This is a genomic window from Campylobacter sp. CNRCH_2013_0855 (assembly GCF_025773025.1).
GTDB classification, from domain to species: Bacteria; Campylobacterota; Campylobacteria; order Campylobacterales; family Campylobacteraceae; genus Campylobacter_D; species Campylobacter_D jejuni_C.
The window spans coordinates 135,009-149,499 of record NZ_JAKMTE010000001.1 but is presented as its reverse complement, the minus strand read 5'-3'; the positions used below and the strand labels follow the sequence as shown (position 1 = coordinate 149,499).

14 protein-coding genes and 1 tRNA gene are annotated in these 14,491 nt (G+C 31.6%); 13 read left to right on the top strand and 2 right to left on the bottom strand.

What is annotated here, in order from left to right; genetic code table 11:
• Positions 1-3: 3 nt before the first annotated feature.
• From purB to feoB, 4 genes are all read left to right on the top strand, one after another.
• Positions 4-1,368, top strand: coding sequence for an adenylosuccinate lyase (gene purB, locus L8X40_RS00730; protein WP_214099869.1), 1,365 nt, complete (start codon positions 4-6; stop codon positions 1,366-1,368).
• A gap of 6 nt (positions 1,369-1,374) precedes the next feature.
• Positions 1,375-2,715, top strand: coding sequence for an MmgE/PrpD family protein (locus tag L8X40_RS00725; protein WP_263667092.1), 1,341 nt, complete (start codon positions 1,375-1,377; stop codon positions 2,713-2,715).
• A 93-nt stretch (positions 2,716-2,808) separates the two neighbouring features.
• Positions 2,809-3,036, top strand: coding sequence for a FeoA family protein (locus L8X40_RS00720; RefSeq protein WP_039617512.1), 228 nt, complete (start codon positions 2,809-2,811; stop codon positions 3,034-3,036).
• A complete protein-coding gene (gene feoB / locus L8X40_RS00715) occupies positions 3,036-5,060 on the top strand; it encodes a ferrous iron transport protein B (RefSeq protein WP_263667091.1) in 2,025 nt (674 codons plus the stop codon). Before L8X40_RS00720 ends, feoB begins: the two co-directional genes overlap by 1 nt.
• A 15-nt stretch (positions 5,061-5,075) precedes the next feature.
• On the opposite strand, the gene tenA is transcribed toward feoB, so the two are convergent.
• Complete coding sequence (tenA, locus tag L8X40_RS00710; RefSeq protein WP_263667090.1) at positions 5,076-5,741, bottom strand: thiaminase II; 666 nt, start codon at positions 5,739-5,741, stop codon at positions 5,076-5,078.
• 145 nt (positions 5,742-5,886) lie between these two features.
• Here tenA and acpP point away from each other — a divergent pair, with 145 nt between their 5' ends.
• The 4 genes from acpP (at position 5,887) to L8X40_RS00690 (ending at position 8,435) form a co-directional block, all read left to right on the top strand.
• Positions 5,887-6,120, top strand: coding sequence for an acyl carrier protein (acpP, locus tag L8X40_RS00705; protein ID WP_039617517.1), 234 nt, complete (start codon positions 5,887-5,889; stop codon positions 6,118-6,120).
• A 19-nt stretch (positions 6,121-6,139) separates the two neighbouring features.
• The gene (locus L8X40_RS00700) at positions 6,140-7,354 is read left to right on the top strand and encodes a beta-ketoacyl-ACP synthase II (protein ID WP_039627924.1); all 1,215 of its coding nucleotides are present in this window, start codon (positions 6,140-6,142) and stop codon (positions 7,352-7,354) included.
• Between the two features lies 1 nt (position 7,355).
• Positions 7,356-8,291, top strand: a complete 936-nt coding sequence (locus L8X40_RS00695; RefSeq protein WP_087700711.1) for an acetyl-CoA carboxylase carboxyltransferase subunit alpha — start codon at positions 7,356-7,358, stop codon at positions 8,289-8,291.
• A 68-nt stretch (positions 8,292-8,359) separates the two neighbouring features.
• Positions 8,360-8,435: transfer RNA gene (locus tag L8X40_RS00690), tRNA-Phe, on the top strand.
• Between the two features lies 1 nt (position 8,436).
• Here the strand turns inward: L8X40_RS00690 and L8X40_RS00685 are convergent.
• Complete coding sequence (locus L8X40_RS00685) at positions 8,437-9,234, bottom strand: ferritin-like domain-containing protein (RefSeq protein ID WP_214099874.1); 798 nt, start codon at positions 9,232-9,234, stop codon at positions 8,437-8,439.
• A gap of 81 nt (positions 9,235-9,315) precedes the next feature.
• Here L8X40_RS00685 and L8X40_RS00680 point away from each other — a divergent pair, with 81 nt between their 5' ends.
• Genes L8X40_RS00680 through L8X40_RS00660 form a run of 5 tightly spaced genes read left to right on the top strand, consistent with a single transcriptional unit; the run spans position 9,316 to position 14,488 of the window.
• Positions 9,316-10,092 (top strand): ABC transporter permease, encoded by a 777-nt coding sequence (locus L8X40_RS00680; RefSeq protein WP_263667089.1) that lies wholly within the window; start codon positions 9,316-9,318, stop codon positions 10,090-10,092.
• Positions 10,089-10,760, top strand: a complete 672-nt coding sequence (locus tag L8X40_RS00675; RefSeq protein ID WP_087685146.1) for an ABC transporter ATP-binding protein — start codon at positions 10,089-10,091, stop codon at positions 10,758-10,760. The genes L8X40_RS00680 and L8X40_RS00675 overlap by 4 nt, the downstream gene beginning before the upstream one ends.
• Complete coding sequence (locus tag L8X40_RS00670) at positions 10,750-11,865, top strand: capsule biosynthesis protein (protein WP_214135666.1); 1,116 nt, start codon at positions 10,750-10,752, stop codon at positions 11,863-11,865. The genes L8X40_RS00675 and L8X40_RS00670 overlap by 11 nt, the downstream gene beginning before the upstream one ends.
• Positions 11,865-13,523 carry a polysaccharide biosynthesis/export family protein gene (locus tag L8X40_RS00665; protein WP_087700715.1) on the top strand — a complete coding sequence of 553 codons (1,659 nt, stop codon included), beginning with the start codon at positions 11,865-11,867 and terminating at the stop codon, positions 13,521-13,523. Before L8X40_RS00670 ends, L8X40_RS00665 begins: the two co-directional genes overlap by 1 nt.
• 8 nt (positions 13,524-13,531) lie before the next feature.
• On the top strand, positions 13,532-14,488 hold the full coding sequence (locus L8X40_RS00660; protein ID WP_412175579.1) for a KpsF/GutQ family sugar-phosphate isomerase: 957 nt from the start codon (positions 13,532-13,534) through the stop codon (positions 14,486-14,488).
• Positions 14,489-14,491: the final 3 nt, after the last annotated feature.

Below are 14,491 nucleotides of genomic sequence, written 5' to 3'. Positions count from 1 at the left end.
AACATGGGTGTGAGTGTATTTGATATGAGGTTGCTTCAAGATTCTTGGAGCACCCCTGCAATGAGAGCTATTTTTAGTGAAGAAAATAGAATTCAAAAATGGCTTGATGTAGAAGCTGCCCTGGCAAAAGCTCAAGCAAAACTTGGCATTATCCCTAATGAAGCAGCTATAGAAATAGCTAAAAAAGCGCATTATAAATTTATGGATATGGATTTTATTTTTGCTGAGTTTAAAAAGACTAAACACCCTTTAGTACCTACTGTGCGTGGTTTAGAAAAAGCTTGCGAAAATGGTCTTGGTGAATATGTGCATTTTGGTGTAACAACGCAAGATATCATTGATACAGGCATAGTTTTACAATTTAAAGAAGCTATGGCTTTAATCAAACAAGATTTAAAAGATATAGCTAAAAATTTAGCAAAAATCGCAAAAGAGCATAAAAATACAGCGATGATGGGAAGAACCTTAGCTTTACAAGCTTTACCTATAACTTTTGGACACAAAGTTGCCATTTGGCTTAGCGAGCTTAATCGCCACTATGAAAGAATTATTGAACTTGAAAAAAGATTATATGTAGGATTAATCGTAGGTGCAGTGGGAACTAAAGCAAGCTTAAGTGACAAGGCTAATGAAGTAGAAAAACTTACTTTAGAAAGCTTAGGTTTAGAAGTTCCTGATATCTCATGGCAACCAGCAAGAGATCGTTTTATCGAGCTTGGTTATGTTTTAGGCAATATCAATGCAACCTTTAACAAAATCGCACATCAGCTTTTAATCTTAGCTCATAATGAAATTGATGAAATTGCTGAACCTTTTGGAAAAGGTCAAGTAGGAAGCTCTACTATGCCTCATAAAAGAAATCCTGCAGTAAGTGAAAACGCAGTGACTGTAAGTAATGCCCTAAGAGCTAATATTGCAATTTTAAGCGATATAGAAAGACATGAGCATGAAAGAGATGGCCAAGTTTGGAAAATGGAATGGAAGCTTTTACCAGAAGCATTTTTAATGCTTTCAGTGGTATTAGCAAATATGAAATTTGTTTTTGATGATTTAGAAGTTAAAAAAGATAAAATGTTAAAAAATCTTGATACGCTTAATGGCTTTGTGTTAGCAGAGCGCGTGATGTTTGCTTTGAGTGATCATTATGGTAAACAACATGCACATGAAATTGTTTATGAAAATGCTATGAGAGGTATAGAAAATCATAAAACTTTCAAAGAAGTTTTACTTGAAGATGAGCGTGTAAGTAAGGTTTTAAGTGAAAAAGATATTGATGTTTTAATGGATGCTACAACTTATGTAGGTTATGCACCAAAATTAGTTGATGAGTTCTTAGAAAAAATCGCTAATGCACAAATTCTAAAGTAGGAAAAAATGTATTTAAGTGAAAAACTAGCCGAATTTATCATAAATTTAGATTATGAAGCTATTCCTAGTGAAGTAAAGCAAAGAGCAAAAGAGCTTATGCTTGATGCACTAGGAACAGCCCTAGCTGCTAAAAATGAAGCTTGTGTTTTAAATGCAACTAAGGTCTTTGAAGCTTTAAGCGTAAATCCTAGTGAAAAAATTTGGAGCGAAGATAAAAAGCTTGATGTAATTTATGCTGCGATGGTAAATGCTATCGCAGCACATGCCCTTGATTTTGATGATACTCATACTGAAGCTATTCTGCACGCTAGTGCTATTTTAACTCCACTTTGTTTAACTTATGGATTTAGTGTAAGTAAGGATGGAAAAAAAGTTTTAAAAGCCTTTATTGTTGGTTGGGAAATTGCTGCTAGAGTGGGTATAGCAAGCAAAGGAAGTTTCCATAAACGCGGCTTTCATACTACAGCTATAGCAGGAATTTTTGGCAGTGTGGCTGCAAGCTGTGTTTTGCTTGATTTAAACAAAGAACAAATCATCAATGCACTAGGTTTAGCAGGAAGTTTTGCAAGTGGGGTGAATGAGTTTTTATCTAATGGGTCTAATTCTAAAGTTTTACACATAGCTAATGCTTTGAAAAATGGAATTTTAGTAGCAAATTGCGCAAAAGCTAATATGAGCGGTCCTTTGAGTATATTTGAAGGAAGGGATAATATCTTTAGAACTTTTGGCTTAGAAGATGAGTGTGATAAAAATGAACTTTGCAAGGGCTTGAATGAAATTTGGCAAGTAATGCAAGTTTCGTTAAAACCTTATCCAAGCTGTCATTTTGCACATGGGCTTATTGATTGTGCTATGAGTTTAAGAAATGATGGCTTAAAAGCACAAGATATCAAAAGTATACATTGCTTTGTAGATGAGGTGCCAATTTCATTTATCTGTGATCCAATAGAAGCAAAATACACTCCACAAAGTGCTTATGCGGCCAAATTTTCTATGCCTTTTTTAATGGCTTTGGCATTTTTTGATGGCAAGATCACTTTAAAATCTTATGAAGATTTAAGCAGGAGTGAAGTAATAGAATTTGCTAAAAAAATTAGCTATGAAAAGAAAAAATCTAGTGGTTTCCCTAAATACTTTCCAGGGCATTTAGAAGCTGTTTTAAATGATGGAAGAGTAATTAAAAAAGATGTGTTTATAAATAAAGGAAATTTTGATAATCCTTTAAGTTTTGATGAATTAAAAGATAAATTTCTTTCTAATGCTAGCATAGCACTTTCTTTAGAAAAGGCTGAGGAATTAGTCAAAAAGCTCCAAAATTTAGAAAATCTAAATGGTTTTGATTTCTAGCAATCTCATTTTTTTGAGATTGCTTATTATTTTAAAAAAGAAATAATTTAATTTTTTATATAATGTTTTATCTTAGTTTTTGTAAGGAAAAACATGACTTTAGATACATTAAAAGATAATGAAGAAGCTCTTATAGTAGGTTTTGAAGCAGATAAACAACTCCAAGCAAGACTTTTTAGTTTTGGTTTTGCAAAAAACAAAAAAGTTAAAAAAATTCGCTCTTCCATAGCAAATTCTACTATTATGGTAGAACTTGATACAACTTGCGTGATTTTACGCTCAAGTGAAGCAAAAATAATACAAATTTCAAAAGAGTTTTAATGAAAGAAATCATCGTTGCTTTAGTAGGTCAGCCAAATGTTGGTAAAAGTTTATTAATTAACGCGCTTTGTAAAGCTAATATGAAAGTTGGAAATTTTAGCGGTGTTACAGTTGAAAAGGCTGAGGCTAGATTAATTTATAAAAATTATGAGTTTAAATTTATAGATTTACCAGGAACTTATGCATTAGATGGTTATAGCGAAGAAGAAAAAATCACAAAAGAGTTTTTAAAAAAAGGTGAATTTGATCTTGTAGTAAATGTGCTTGATTCTACAAATTTGGAGCGTAATTTGATTTTAAGCGCGTCTTTAATAGAGGCTAAAATCAAAATGATTATGGCTTTAAATATGCAAGATGAAGCTAAAAATGAGGGTTTTAGTATAGATTTTAAAATTTTATCCCAACTTCTAAATACGCCTTGTCTTGGCGTGTGCGCTAAAACCAAAGAAAATCTAAATACACTTTTGGATTTAATCATTTCAACCCATGAAGCTAAATTCGAAGCTAAAGAGCGTGTTTATAGTGATATCATAGAAGAAGAACTCGCAAAAATAAGTGAATTTTTAAATCAAAATGAAATTACTTATTTAGATTTTTCTACAAAAGATTTAGCGCTTGCTTTGCTTAAAAATGAAGCTAATATAGTCATTTCGCACGCTTTGAGAAAAATACTTAATGAAGCTTTAGAAAAAATTTATATGGCATATCATAGCAAAGATATGGAAAGTATTTTTAAAGAAGAGCTGATTGCTTTTGCAAATGGTATATGTGCTAAGGTTTTAAGTAAGGGTGTTAAGTATAAAAATCATACCAAAGAAATAGATTCTATTTTAATCAATAAATTTTTAGGAATTCCTATATTTTTGTTTTTTATGTGGGTTTTATTTCAACTAACCTTTACTTTAGGTCAAATCCCTATGGATTATATAGAAATGTTTTTTGCTAATTTAGGCGATATGGTAAAAAATAATATTAGCAATGAATTCATCGCTTCAGCCTTAGCTGATGGTGTTTTAGGTGGGGTTGGTGCGGTTATAACTTTTTTACCAAATATTATGATTTTATTTTTTGGTATAGCCTTACTTGAAACAACCGGATATATGGCTAGGGTTGCATTTTTATTAGATGGAATTTTATATAAATTTGGCTTACATGGTAAAAGTTTTATCCCTTTAATCACGGGTTTTGGCTGTTCAGTGCCTGCATTTATGGCTACAAGAACTTTAAAAAATAAAAAAGATAGATTATTAACTCTTTTTATTATTAATTTTATGAGTTGTGGCGCAAGACTTCCTGTATATGTGCTTTTTGTTGGAGTGTTTTTTCCTGCTGATGTGGCGGGAAATTATCTTTTTGGGATTTATCTTTTGGGTGCGTTTTTGGGCTTAATTGCAGCTAAGATTTTAAGAATGAGTGCTTTTAGAGGACAAGATGAACCTTTTGTAATGGAAATGCCAAAATATAGAATGCCAAATTGGAGCTTAGTATGGTTTATGGTGTTTAACAAAGCAAAAATGTATTTAAAAAAAGCAGGAACATTTATTTTGATAGCTTCTTTGCTTATTTGGTTTGCGAGCAATTTTCCTGCACAAGAAAATAATGCTCAAGATACTTTAACTCAAGAGCTTCAGATAGAAAATAGTTATCTTGGACAATTTGGTAAAGCAATAGAGCCTATTTTTGCACCACTTGGCTTTGACTGGAAACTTAGTGTATCTTTGGTGAGTGGTTTAGCGGCTAAAGAAGTGATGATTTCTACTATGGGTGTGCTTTATTCTTTAGGTGATGAAGTTGATGAGACAAGTTTAAATTTACAAGAAGCTATAAGAGAAAACATCCCTCTTAGTACAGCAGTAGCTTTTATACTTTTTGTTATGATTTATAATCCTTGCTTTGCAGCAACTATAGTTTTTGCTAAAGAAGCAGGAAATAAAAAATATGCATGGTATCTTTTTATATTTACATCTTTATGTGCGTATTTGGTTGCATTTATAGGGATCAATATTGCTAAATTGATAATTTAATCATCTTTATGATGATTAAATTTCCATTTTTTGCTCTAAGGAGTGTTGCCAAAAAGCTATTTCAAGTCTTATGGTAGTGTAAAAAATTTCACTTAATTTTTTAAATTTTTCTTCACTAATGCTATCGGTATAAGAATTAAAAAAGTCTTTAAATTCTTTGATTTCATCTTGAAATTCTTTTCCCGCATAGGTTAAAATCCACTCTTTGTAAGGATGATTTTCTAAGCTTTTTTCACTAAGTCCTTTATAAATTTCTTCTCCTATATATGCATAACCTATAGCACAAGCACTCAAAGCACATAGCATATCTAAATAATCTCCATTTTGTCCCACACTTAGTAAGTACCTTGTATAAGCAATATTGGTTAAACTTTCATCTTTATAGTCTAGTTTTTCTACATCAATACCTAGCTTTAAAATACTTCTATGAAGTTCTAATTCTCCTTCTAAAGTGTAGTTTTGATTTTTAATGGCAAAATGAATTTCTTTAGTATTGTTCGCATTTAAAGCAAGTAGGGCATAACACTTTGCATAATTATTTAAAAAGATGTAATCTTGTTTAAGATAAAATAAAAATATATCTTTTTCTAAAGTGCCATTTTGAAGTTTTTTTACAAATTCATGATGGATATATTGATCCCAAGTTTTTTTATTTTCATTTATAAGTTTATCCAAAAGCATCAATTTCCTTTGTTAAAAATTAAGCTTTTATTTAAACACAGATAATTAAATTTTTCGTAATAATCTTTAATTTTTAACTTTTTAAACAAGAAATTTATTTTTTTATTGTAAAATGCGTTTTAATTTTTTAAACTAGGAGATAAAAATGGCAATTTTTGATGATGTAAAAAAAGTAGTTGTTGAGCAACTTAGTGTTGATGAAGATGCAGTTAAAATGGAATCTAAAATCATTGAAGATTTAGGTGCAGATTCTTTAGATGTTGTTGAATTAGTTATGGCTTTAGAAGAAAAATTTGATGTAGAAATTCCAGACAGTGATGCTGAAAAACTAGTAAAAATCGAAGATGTTGTTAATTATATAGAAAATCTTCAAAAATAATTTTAATAAGGAGTGCGGTTTGAAACGCGTTGTAGTAACAGGTATAGGAATGATCAATGCTCTTGGCTTAGACAAAGATAGCTCATTTAAAGCAATTTGTGATGGCAAAAGTGGCGTTGATAAAATCACTCTTTTTGATACCACTGATTTTCCAGTGCAAATTGCTGCTGAAGTGAAAAATTTTGATCCTTTAAGTGTTTGTGATGCTAAAGAGGTTAAAAAAATAGATCGTTTTATACAACTTGGTATTAAAGCAGCAAGAGAAGCTATGGAAGATGCTAAATTTGATGAAACTTTAAACAAAGAAGAATTTGGTGTAGTTTCAGCAGCTGGTATAGGTGGTTTACCAAATATAGAAAAAAATTCTGTTACTTGCGCACAGCGTGGGCCACGCAAAATCACTCCTTTTTTCATACCATCAGCTTTAGTTAATATGCTTGGTGGGATTATTTCAATTGAACATGGATTACAAGGACCAAATATCTCATGCGTAACTGCTTGTGCAGCAGGAACCCATGCTATAGGCGAAGCTTATAAAAGCATAGCTTTAGGCAATGCAGATAAAATGCTTGTAGTAGGCGCTGAAGCAGCTATTTGTGCTGTGGGTATAGGTGGCTTTGCTGCTATGAAAGCTCTTTCTACTAGAAATGATGATCCAGCTAAGGCTTCAAGACCATTTGACAAAGAAAGAGATGGTTTTGTAATGGGTGAGGGTGCTGGTGCTTTAGTGTTTGAAGAGTATGAGGCTGCTAAAAAGCGTGGAGCTAAAATTTATGCTGAGTTAGTAGGTTTTGGCGAAAGTGCGGACGCACATCATATCACTTCGCCTACTTTAGAAGGGCCATTGCGTGCTATGAAAAAAGCTTTAAAAATGGCAGGAAACCCAAAAGTAGATTATATTAATGCGCACGGAACTTCTACCCCGGTAAATGATAAAAATGAAACGGCAGCTATTAAAGAACTTTTCAAGGATCAAATTCCTTTAGTTAGTTCTACAAAAGGTCAAACAGGCCATTGCTTAGGTGCTGCTGGAGCTATTGAAGCTGTTATTTCTTTAATGGCACTTGATCAAGGTATATTACCGCCAACTATCAATCAAATCGTAGCAGATGAAAATTGCGATCTTGATTATATACCAAATACTGCAAGAAAAAGCGAAGTTAATGTTGTAATGAGCAATTCTTTTGGTTTTGGTGGAACAAATGGTTGTGTGATTTTCAAAAAAGTAGATTAATATGGCTTCTTATTTAGATTTTGAAAAAAATATTCAGCAAATTGATGAAGATTTGGCAAATGCTAAAATCAAAGGCGATGATGAAGCAGTAAAAATTTTAGAAAAAAACCTTGAAAAAGAAACTCAAAAAGTTTATAAAAATTTAAGCGACTACCAACGCTTACAGCTTGCAAGACATCCTGATCGTCCTTATGCACTTGATTATATTCAAGCTATATTAAGTGATGCTTATGAAATTCATGGTGATCGTGCTTTTAGAGATGATCCTGCTATTGTGTGTTATGCGGGCTATATAGGTGGTAAAAAAATTATTGTTATAGGTGAGCAAAAAGGTAGAGGTACTAAAGATAAACTTCATAGAAATTTTGGTATGCCTCATCCTGAAGGTTATAGAAAAGCTCTAAGAGTAGCAAAAATGGCTGAAAAATTTGACATACCAGTATTATTTTTAGTGGATACTCCAGGTGCTTATCCGGGAGTGGGTGCTGAAGAGCGTGGTCAAAGTGAGGCTATAGCTAGAAATTTATATGAATTAAGCGCTCTTAAAACAATCACTATAGCAGTAGTTATAGGCGAAGGTGGAAGTGGTGGTGCTTTGGCTATAGGAGTAGCTGATAAACTTGCTATGATGAAAAATTCAGTTTTTTCTGTGATTTCACCTGAGGGTTGTGCTGCTATTTTATGGAATGATCCATCAAAAAGTGAAGCTGCTACTAAAGCCATGAAAGTAACTGCTGATGATTTAAAAACCCAAGGTTTGATCGATGATGTCATCGAAGAGCCAATGAGTGGAGCTCATAGAGATAAAGAAAATGCGATTAAAAATTTAAGTGATTATGTCTTAAAAGCTATAGAAGAATTAGAACAATACGATAAACGTGAATTAGCAGCATTAAGAATGCAAAAAATCTTTAAATTTGGAGCTTTTTCTGAATAATTTGCATTTTTATGCAAATTTCAACTTTTTTTAAAAAAACTATTGTATAATTACAACTTCAATTCAGTGGTTGGATAGCTCAGTCGGTAGAGCAGCAGACTGAAAATCTGCGTGTCGGCAGTTCGATTCTGCCTCTAACCACCATTCATTTTCTATTATAAAAATCATCTAATTCTTGAAGTTCATTTTCGTTAAATCCTGCTTGAATTCTAGCTGTTTTATTATATACTTTTCCTAAAAGATTAAATTCTTTATATTTAGCACAAAGATCAAGGTAGTTATCATTTTCATTTTTTGCATAATTCCACCAAAAATCTCCTTTATTTACATGTTTAATCTCATCATTTAATATAATGGTAAAAATTTCACCAAATAAACTTTTTATAGGATGATTGGTTGTATTTAATTTTTCTAAAACAAAAGGATTAGCATCAAGTCCTTTTGCTTCAAGTCCTCTATGCACTATGCCCATTCTATGAGCAAGATTATCTTTGGTTAAGAATAAGGCTTTTTCAAGATTATCATGAGCATGGAAATCTCCATATTTAAAACCAAGTTCATTTAAAGTTTTTTCTAAAAGTAAAAAATGCTTAATTTCCTCATCAGCTACCTCAAGCCAATCTTGGTAAAATTTAAATGGTAGGTTTTTAAATCTATAACTAGCATCCAAGGCTAAGTTTATAGCACTATATTCTATATGTGCAACTGAATGTAAGATTTTAGCTAAAGACAAAGTGCTATTTGCTTCTTTTGGACGCCTTATTTTCATAGGATGAAGGATTTTAACTTGTGAGTTTTCACAAATGATCGCCTCATGGGAATGATTAAAATCATACAAATTAGCTTTAAAATTTTCATAAAATTCATTAAATAATTCAATCTTTTTAAAAATATCTTTATGATATAAAATTTTTTCTAATTCTTCAAAGAAATTTCTTTTCATTTTTAAACCTTGTTAAATATTATATAAGATAAAAAAGTATAATATAAAAATTTTGAAAATTTAAAAAGGTTTGCTAAAAATATGTTTAATGTCATACATGCTCTATTTTTTAGAGAGCTAAAGACAAGATTTGGTATTAATAAATATTTGGGCTATTTTTGGGTAATCGGTGAGCCTATGATGGTTGTTTTGGCAATTACTTCTATTGTGTCAGCTATTAGAGAATTTCATCATGAAATCATGCCTGAGGGTGTTTCTATCTTTTTATTTTTAGCAGTAGGGATTATACCTTTTTTTATGTTTAGAAGCATTATTACACAACTTTTAAATGGTATAGGTGCAAATTTGGCGCTATATGCTTATAAGCCAGTAAGACCTATACATGTTTTTATTGCAAGAGCATTGCTCGAGTTTTGTATCTATTTTACTATTTTTATTTGTGTGTTGTTTTTAGCAGGTTGGTTTTTGCATATGCAAGTTATACCTAAACATTTTTTAGAAGTGATGTTTTCGCTTTTTTTACTTGTGGTATTTGGTTTTGCTATGGGGATGTGTTTTGCTATAGCAGGACATTTTGCAGAGCCTTTAAAAATGGCTTTAAATTATTTAAATATAGTTTTATACTGGACAGCTTTAGTAGTATTTCCAGTATGGATAGTTCCAAAACCTATTTTAGATATTTTATATTATAATCCACTTTTACATATTATGGAGCTTTTAAAATATAATTTTTTTCAAAATTATCCATTACTTGATGATTATAATTACTACTATCCTATTATATGTTTGAGTGTGATTTTGTTTTTTGGTTTGTTTTTTTATTATTTTACTAGAGAAAAGTTGATAGCGGTACGATGATAAAATTAGTTAATTTAACAAAATCTTTTCCTTTACGCAATGGTGAAAGACATTATGTTTTTAAAAATTTAAGTTTTGAGTTTCCTGAAAATTGTAGCATAGGTTTAATGGGGCGTAACGGTGCTGGAAAGTCTACCTTAATGAAACTTTTAAGCGGGTCATTGCTTCCTGATAGGGGTAAGATTATAACCAATAAAAAACTCTCTTGGCCTCTAGGCTTGGCAGGTGCATTTCAACACAGACTCTCAGCAAGGGACAATGCGCGCTTTGTAGCTAGAGTATACGGTTACAAAGGAAAGGCTTTAGAAGAAAAGATTAAATTTGTTGAAGATTTTGCTGAGCTTGGTAAGTTTTTTGATGAGCCTATGAATACTTACTCAGCAGGTATGAGTGCTAGAATATCTTTTGGCTTAAGTATGGCTTTTGATTTTGATTATTATTTAATTGATGAGGCAGGTGCTGTGGGAGATCCTAAATTTAGAGAAAAAAGTTCTAAAATCTATAAAGAAAAGTTAAGCCAGTCAAAAGTCATCATGGTTTCACACAATGTAGCTGAAATTAAACAATGGTGTGATAAAATTATATTCATGCAAGATGGACAAGCTACTATATATGATGATGTAGATGAGGGTATAGCGGTGTATCAAGGAAAAATAAATGCAAAATGATTTATTAAAAAAGTTTAAAAATTTAAAGATACTTAACTCTTTTAAAATAGTGTTAATTTTGACAGCATTTGTTGTATTTTATTATGTTTTTATAGCAGCAAATCGTTATGTGAGTGAAAGTATTTTAAGTGTGAAATCAACCACAGGAGATAGCGGAGCTATCACCGGAATTGCTGCATTTTTGACTAATAATTCTTTTTCAAGCGAGGATATAACTTTCTTAAAATCTTACATTCATTCTTTAGATATGTTAAATATTTTAGAAGAAAAAATTCAAATTCGTGAGTTATATCAAAAACAAAAACTTGATTTTTTTTATAGTATTTCTTCATCGGCTGACCAAGAGGATTTTTTAAAGTATTATCAAAATCGTGTTAAGATTATTCAAGAAAACTCAGCCAATGGGCTTTTGCGTGTAGAAGTTGAAGGTTTTGACCCGCAAAGTGCACATTTAATAGCTTCAACTATAGTTAAAGAAAGTGAAAAATTTATCAATGAAATTTCACATAAAGCCGCAAGAGATCAAATGCAATTTGCTGAAGAAGAACTTTTACAATTTAAAAAAAGATATCAAAAGGCTAAAGATGAGCTTTTGGCTTTTCAAAACAAATACGGAGTATTTGATCCACTCAAACAAGCAGAAGGCACTCTAAAACTCATAGCCGAACTTGAATCAAAAATAGCAGCCAAAGAAGCTGAGCTTTTGATGATGCAAAGCTATATAAACGATAATGCACCACAAATTGTCACTATAAAAAGTGAAATCACAGCTTTAAAAAAACAACTTCAAAAGGAAAAATCCAAAGTTTCATCGCCAAAATCTTCTCAAAAACTTAATGATCTTGCGGCTAAATTTCAAGATCTGACTATAGAAGCAGGTTTTGCAGAAAGTGCTTACACAGCTGCATTAAAAGCTTATGAAAGTGCTAGGATAGAAGCTTTAAGAAAGATAAAACAAGTGGTTATAGTGCAAAGTCCAAGTTTACCTCAAAGTGCTAAATACCCAGAAGCTTTGTATAATATACTCACAGCTTTTATGATTTTATCTTTGATTTATGGAATTGTTAAATTTATTAAAATGATTATAGAGGAGCATAGATACTAATGAAAAAGATATTTTTATTTTTACTTTTACCTTTGTTTTTATTTTCTGCGGTAGATGTTTCTCAAATTGCAAAAATTCAAAATCAACCATTAGCTCCATCTTTAGAGCCACAAATTATAAATTATGATAATAACCAAAGTGATTTTAATCAAACTCAAGCTTCGATAACTAAAGTTTTTGGTGCACATTTATTTAATGGTAATTTTACTAAATTTACTCAACATGTTTATAACCCTGATTATAAACTAGCAGTAGGCGATAGGATTAATGTAAAAATCTGGGGTGCGGTAGAGTTTATACAGACCTTAACAGTAGATTCTCAAGGAAATATTTTTATACCAAAAGTAGGAGCAATTAATCTTTTGGGTGTGAAAAATAGTGCTTTGGTGCAAGTTATTACAAAAGCTATTAATAAAATCTATAAAAGCAATGTCTATGTATATGCGGATATGGATATTTATCAAAATGTATCGGTATTTGTTACAGGAAATGTGAATCAACCTGGTCTTTATCAAGGATTAAGTTCAGATTCTATCATACAGTATTTAGATAAAGCAAATGGTATTAATCTAGAATATGGTAGTTTTAGAGATATTCAAATTTTAAGAGATAATAAAGTCATTAAAAAGGTAGATTTGTATGACTTTTTACTTAAAGGTCAGCTTGATCTTTTTCCTTTTAGAATGGGCGATGTGATTTTAGTAGGTAGTGTGCAAAAGTATGTTTTTGTAGAAGGAGATGTGCAAAAACCTTTTAGATTTGAGCTCAGTAATGATATTTTAAATTTAGAAGATATAGCAAAAGTTGCAGGAGCTAAGCCTATAGTAACTAATGCTGTGGTAAAAAGCTATAGAGATGATCATAAATTACATGTAGATGCTTACAGCAAAAAGCAGTTTTTAGGTGTGAAATTATATAATGGTGATGAGATAGAGTTTAGACCTGATTATACTGCGCAAAATATTAGCATTAGCATAGAAGGTGAGCATAGTGGTTTACATTCGGTGGTGATAAAAAAAGGCACAACCTTAGCTGAACTTGCTAAAATGATTACAGTTAATGATCAATCAAACATTAATGCCTTGCAAGTTTTTAGAAAAAGTGTAGCAGCTACCCAAAAACAACTTATTGAAGCCCAGCTTAAAGAGCTTGAAACACTAGCTCTAACAAGCTCTTCGGTTAATGCTGAGCAAGCTAGCATTAGAGCTACTCAAGCTAAAACGATTTTAGAATTTATTGCGCGTGCAAAGCAAGCTCAGCCAAAAGGGCAAATCGTTATAGATAATGTCAAAGCGTATAATTCTATAGTATTAGAAGAAGGCGATGTGGTGAATGTACCTAGTAAAAATAATCTTGTTTTAGTTCAAGGTGAAGTTTCTATACCAGGTGCATTTGTGTATATGGATAAAGAAAAATTAAGATATTATATCAACCTAGCAGGTGGTTTTAGCGATAGAGCAGATATATCAAGGGTTTTAGTAATTAATGCTAATGGTAAAGCAACTAAATACAGCGGTAGAAGCTCAGCAGATATCAAAGCGGGAGATTCTATTTTAGTTTTACCAAAAGTAGATAGTCAAAATTTACAAATCTTTAGCATGTTAACACAAATTTTATATCAAATAGCTATTGCAACTAATGTAGTGTTAAATATATAGGAATTTAGATGAGTCAAATCGATGCGATTAAAATAGCCAAAGAAGTTTTTGAGATAGAATCAAAAACGATTTTAGATTTATGCGATAATTTAGATGAAGATTTTAGTAAAGCCATTGAGCTGATTTTATCTATTAAAGGCAGGTGTGTTGTAAGTGGCATGGGCAAATCAGGCCATATAGGGGCTAAGATAGCTGCAACCTTAGCCAGCACAGGTACTCCAAGCTTTTTTATGCATCCGGGTGAAGCATTGCATGGAGATCTTGGTATGCTCACAAGTGAGGATGTGCTTTTGGTTATTTCAAATTCAGGAGAAACTGAAGAGGTTTTAAAACTCATACCAGTAATCAAAAAAAGAAAAATTCCTTTAATTGTTATGGCAGGAAATCAAAACTCTACTTTGGCCAAACAAGCAGATATTTTTATAAACATAGCAGTAAAAAAAGAAGCTTGCCCACTTCAACTTGCTCCAACTTCTTCTACAACTGCTACTTTGGCTATGGGTGATGCTATAGCAGTGGCTTTAATGAGAGCAAGGAAATTTAGACCTGATGATTTTGCTTTATTTCACCCAGGAGGAAGTTTAGGTAGAAAGCTTTTAACTAGGGTGGGAGATTTGATGGTGTCAAATAATCTACCTATAGTAAATCCTGAGAGTGAATTTAATGAGTTAGTTGATGTGATGACTAGTGGTAAGTTAGGACTTTGCATAGTACTTGAAAATGAAAAGCTAGTTGGGATTATCACAGATGGAGACTTAAGAAGAGCATTAAGAGCAAATGATAAGCCAAGATTTGATTTTAAAGCTAAAGAAATCATGAGCGAGAGTCCAAAAACCATAGAAGCAAGTGCTATGGCAAGTGAGGCAGAAGAGCTTATGCTAAAACATAAAATCAAAGAAATAGTCGTTACTCAAGATGAAAAAATAATAGGCATTATACAACTTTATGCGATAGGTAATGTGTGATAT

What these genes read in the sequence shown, in the direction of transcription:
- purB (WP_214099869.1), top strand. Translation starts at nt 4, where the DNA reads ATGGGTGTGAGTGTATTTGATATGAGGTTGCTTCAAGATTCTTGGAGC.
- L8X40_RS00725 (WP_263667092.1), top strand. Translation starts at nt 1,375, where the DNA reads ATGTATTTAAGTGAAAAACTAGCCGAATTTATCATAAATTTAGATTAT.
- L8X40_RS00720 (WP_039617512.1), top strand. Translation starts at nt 2,809, where the DNA reads ATGACTTTAGATACATTAAAAGATAATGAAGAAGCTCTTATAGTAGGT.
- feoB (WP_263667091.1), top strand. Translation starts at nt 3,036, where the DNA reads ATGAAAGAAATCATCGTTGCTTTAGTAGGTCAGCCAAATGTTGGTAAA.
- tenA (WP_263667090.1), bottom strand. Translation starts at nt 5,741, where the DNA reads ATGCTTTTGGATAAACTTATAAATGAAAATAAAAAAACTTGGGATCAA.
- acpP (WP_039617517.1), top strand. Translation starts at nt 5,887, where the DNA reads ATGGCAATTTTTGATGATGTAAAAAAAGTAGTTGTTGAGCAACTTAGT.
- L8X40_RS00695 (WP_087700711.1), top strand. Translation starts at nt 7,356, where the DNA reads ATGGCTTCTTATTTAGATTTTGAAAAAAATATTCAGCAAATTGATGAA.
- L8X40_RS00685 (WP_214099874.1), bottom strand. Translation starts at nt 9,234, where the DNA reads ATGAAAAGAAATTTCTTTGAAGAATTAGAAAAAATTTTATATCATAAA.
- L8X40_RS00680 (WP_263667089.1), top strand. Translation starts at nt 9,316, where the DNA reads ATGTTTAATGTCATACATGCTCTATTTTTTAGAGAGCTAAAGACAAGA.
- L8X40_RS00675 (WP_087685146.1), top strand. Translation starts at nt 10,089, where the DNA reads ATGATAAAATTAGTTAATTTAACAAAATCTTTTCCTTTACGCAATGGT.
- L8X40_RS00670 (WP_214135666.1), top strand. Translation starts at nt 10,750, where the DNA reads ATGCAAAATGATTTATTAAAAAAGTTTAAAAATTTAAAGATACTTAAC.
- L8X40_RS00665 (WP_087700715.1), top strand. Translation starts at nt 11,865, where the DNA reads ATGAAAAAGATATTTTTATTTTTACTTTTACCTTTGTTTTTATTTTCT.
- L8X40_RS00660 (WP_412175579.1), top strand. Translation starts at nt 13,532, where the DNA reads ATGAGTCAAATCGATGCGATTAAAATAGCCAAAGAAGTTTTTGAGATA.